Origin of the sequence: Streptomyces sp. (assembly GCF_019510245.1) — a bacterium.
Classification (GTDB): Bacteria; Actinomycetota; Actinomycetes; order Streptomycetales; family Streptomycetaceae; genus Streptomyces.
In genome coordinates this window covers 1-2,780 of the sequence record NZ_JAEKKT010000412.1, presented here as the reverse complement: position 1 = coordinate 2,780, position 2,780 = coordinate 1, and the positions used below count along the sequence as shown (strand labels likewise).

The following is a 2,780-nucleotide window of genomic DNA, read 5'->3' as shown; positions in this document are numbered from 1 at the left end:
CGACGCGGCCGCGCGGTTCGGGCTCGAGCGGCCACGGCTCGACGACCTGGCGCTGGCCGTCGCCGAGCTGAGCACCAACAGCGTGGTGCACGGCGGTGGTTCGGGCCTGCTGCGGGTGTGGGCCGAGGACGGGCACGTGGTGTGCGAGGTCCGCGACCGGGGACACCTCACCGACCTGCTGGCCGGCCGCCGGCCGCCCTCGCGGGACCAGCACGGCGGCCGTGGCCTGCTCATGGTCAACCTTGTCGCCGACCTCGTGCGGGTGCACACCGGGCCGCAGGGCTCCACCGTCCGCTGCTGGTTCGCCCTGTGAGAGGCCGTGATCCGCGCGCCACGGCCGCCGGTCACGCCGAGTCCTCGCCCCGATGGCCCGACTGCGCCGGTCCACCCGGCCCCGGCCCGGTTTGACCTGTGTATTCGTTTCGCCGTACTGGTCAGCGCTCCGAAGCCATGGTCCACCTCGCCGGCGCGGCCCGACATCACCGGACGAAACAAGATCCCGGGCTGAAACAACGGGAGAAAACGACAACTGAAGCGTGGCCTGGGAGAGCAATCACACCCATACTCGGTTTTCCGGGGGAGTCTGACATCGGGGGTGATGTCCATGAGACCTGCTGCACCGGGTCCCAGCATGACATTGAGCGTAGAAGATCTGCCCCCGCTCTTTCGCGTGAGTGACCAGACCGCGATCTCTCATCAGAGCGAATCCTTCCGCGCCGTGCGCCGGCAGCTGACCGCTCTGCTGGCCGCCACCACGGCGGCGATGCTGGCGGAACGCCTGGACAGCCACGTCCCGGCGATCTTCGCCGCGGCGCTGTACGCCCTGACCATCGCCATCGGCCTGCACACCGCACGCCGCCGCGCCCGCGCGCAGTGGCAGGCCCACCGTGCCGTCGCCGAGCTGCTGAAGTCCCTGGCGTGGCAGTACATGGTGCACGGCGGGATCTTCCACTCCCAGGTGGCCAACGCGGACGCGCTGTTCGCGGAGCGGGTCGAGGAACGGCTCAGGGAGATGCGCAAGGTGGGGTGGGAGGACTCCAGAAACGGGGTCCACACCCGCGGCGAGGGCCAGATCACCCCGGCGATGCGTCAGGTACGGGCGAAGGCCTTCTCGGTACGGCGGGACATCTACCTGCGTGAGCGATTACTGGAGCAGCACGCCTGGTACCGGCGGCGCGCCGCGCAGGCCCACCGCGCCTCCGTGCAGTGGTCGTCCGTGACCGCCGTACTGACCCTGCTGGCCCTGCTCGCGGCCGTGTTCAGGGCGGCCGGGATGCTCGGCGCCTGGGACCTGACGGGGGTGTTCAGCGCGGCCGCGGCGGCCGGCGTCGCCTGGCAGGAGGTTCGCCGGCACCGGCCGCTGACCTACGCGCACTCGCTCGTCGAGCAGGATCTGGAGACCCTGCGGGTCGAGATGAGCACGACCGTGACCGAGGACCGATGGGCCCTCTCGGTGGCGGAGGCGGAGCGGCTGGTGTCGCCGCAGCACTCGGACTGGCTCGGCAGGTTCGGTGGCTGACGGCCGGTCACCTGCCGGGTGTCACGGCACGCGACGCACGTCCGGTTCCCACAGCACGGTCACCGGCACTCCCGTCCTGCGCGCATAGGCGACCACATCGCCGGTGCCCCCCGGTCCCCGGGCCGGGCGGCCGTCCCAGACGGCGATCAGGCGGTCGCAGTGGTCGACGATCCAGCGGCCCGCCGCGAAGTACGCCTCCTCGTGCGTCGGCTCGGGCGGCAGCTCGACGCGGTTCGCACAGGCGCGCAGGATCCTGCGGTACCCGGCACGCGCCGCCTCGTCGTCGAGGTGGGCCTCGTAGTCCATGCCCGGGATCACCGCCGTCACCGGTACGCCGCCGTCCAGGGCGATGTCCGCGAACAGCTGGTCGGCGCCGGCCGCGAGACAGGTCAGGGCCTCCAGGGCGGCGCCGCTGAGGTGTCTGCGCATCTCCGCCCGCACACCCGGCAGGACGGAGCCCGGGATGGAGCGGTGCCCCGTCACGCCGATCCGGGTGACGGAGGTGAAAGCCGGTGCGGCCGCGGTGGAATCGGTTACGGCCTGTCGGGTCGTCGCGGTTCCGCTCGTCACGAGAGAGCCTCCCACAGCCGTCGGAATTACACCGTAACGCCGTCGGCGGGGAGCACACAGGGGCGCACCTGCTCACACCGGGCTCGTCGGGGGACATCCCCTCGGTCCAGCCCCTCGGTCCAGCCACTCAGCCCAGCCGCACCCGACGGCCGCTCCCCGCCGAGGACCTGACCGCGTCCAGCAGCCGGTGCACCCGCACGGCGGTGGTGAAGTCCGGGCCGAAGTCGTCGCCCGTGCGGATCGCCCGGGCCAGGTCCGTGTAGACCTGGGCGACGTTGCTGACCGGGGACGGGCTGCCCAGCAGCGGACGGTGTGCGTCGGGGACGGTGAGCTGCCGGGCGGGGGAGCCGTTGGCCGGGGCGTGGGTCAGGGTGAAGCGGGGGCCCACCAGCGAGTCGTCCGACGACACCATGACCAGCCGGCCCGTCCGCCCGTGCACCTCGATCCGGAAGCCGTCGCCGCGCGGGCCGCCCGTCATGAAGTGTGCCGAGGCCGCCGCGCCCGACTCCAGCAGACCGCCCAGCACGATCTGGTCCGGGGAGGTCACCTCGATCGGCTCGCCGGTCTCCTCCATCGTGATCCGGTCGATCCGGGTCGCCAGGGTCGCGGAGATCTCGGCGAAGTCCCCGACGGCGTACTGGAACATGTCCAGCGAGTGACCGCCCACCACGGCGAGATGGTTGACGCCCTT

Annotated in this window: 4 protein-coding genes; 2 read left to right on the top strand and 2 right to left on the bottom strand. The window is 72.0% G+C overall.

Going from position 1 to position 2,780, the window contains the following annotated elements:
* Positions 1 to 313 (top strand): ATP-binding protein (locus tag JF597_RS53110; RefSeq protein ID WP_294014170.1); only part of this gene is annotated, 313 nt, incomplete at its 5' end.
* Positions 314 to 604: 291 nt separating this feature from the next.
* On the top strand, positions 605 to 1,519 hold the full coding sequence (locus JF597_RS53105; RefSeq protein ID WP_294014169.1) for a DUF4231 domain-containing protein: 915 nt from the start codon (positions 605 to 607) through the stop codon (positions 1,517 to 1,519).
* 21 nt (positions 1,520 to 1,540) lie between these two features.
* On the opposite strand, the gene JF597_RS53100 is transcribed toward JF597_RS53105, so the two are convergent.
* A complete protein-coding gene (locus tag JF597_RS53100; protein ID WP_366916583.1) occupies positions 1,541 to 2,008 on the bottom strand; it encodes a hypothetical protein in 468 nt (155 codons plus the stop codon).
* A 208-nt stretch (positions 2,009 to 2,216) separates the two neighbouring features.
* Positions 2,217 to 2,780 (bottom strand): Gfo/Idh/MocA family oxidoreductase (locus JF597_RS53095; protein WP_294014165.1); only part of this gene is annotated, 564 nt, incomplete at its 5' end.